Source organism: Streptomyces sindenensis, assembly GCF_014649035.1.
In the GTDB taxonomy this organism is placed as follows: Bacteria; Actinomycetota; Actinomycetes; order Streptomycetales; family Streptomycetaceae; genus Streptomyces; species Streptomyces sindenensis.
Genome location: NZ_BMSG01000087.1, coordinates 1 through 822, shown reverse-complemented (window position 1 = coordinate 822; position 822 = coordinate 1). Strand labels below are relative to the sequence as shown.

The window sequence follows — 822 nt, the reverse complement described above, 5'->3', positions numbered from 1 at the left end:
ACCGAACTGTCTCACGACGTTCTAAACCCAGCTCGCGTACCGCTTTAATGGGCGAACAGCCCAACCCTTGGGACCGACTCCAGCCCCAGGATGCGACGAGCCGACATCGAGGTGCCAAACCATCCCGTCGATATGGACTCTTGGGGAAGATCAGCCTGTTATCCCCGGGGTACCTTTTATCCGTTGAGCGACAGCGCTTCCACAAGCCACTGCCGGATCACTAGTCCCGACTTTCGTCCCTGCTCGACCCGTCGGTCTCACAGTCAAGCTCCCTTGTGCACTTACACTCAACACCTGATTACCAACCAGGCTGAGGGAACCTTTGGGCGCCTCCGTTACTCTTTAGGAGGCAACCGCCCCAGTTAAACTACCCATCAGACACTGTCCCTGATCCGGATCACGGACCCAGGTTAGACATCCAGCACGACCAGAGTGGTATTTCAACGACGACTCCACAACCACTGGCGTGGCCGCTTCACAGTCTCCCACCTATCCTACACAAGCCGAACCGAACACCAATATCAAACTATAGTAAAGGTCCCGGGGTCTTTCCGTCCTGCTGCGCGAAACGAGCATCTTTACTCGTAGTGCAATTTCACCGGGCCTATGGTTGAGACAGTCGAGAAGTCGTTACGCCATTCGTGCAGGTCGGAACTTACCCGACAAGGAATTTCGCTACCTTAGGATGGTTATAGTTACCACCGCCGTTTACTGGCGCTTAAGTTCTCAGCTTCGCCACCCCGAAAGGCAGCTAACCGGTCCCCTTAACGTTCCAGCACCGGGCAGGCGTCAGTCCGTATACATCGCCTTACGGCTTCGCAC

The 822-nt window shown here is 55.6% G+C and carries 1 rRNA gene; it reads right to left on the bottom strand.

Annotation, left to right across the window (positions count from 1 at the left end):
• Positions 1-822, bottom strand: a 23S ribosomal RNA gene (locus IE145_RS33150); the annotation flags it as partial.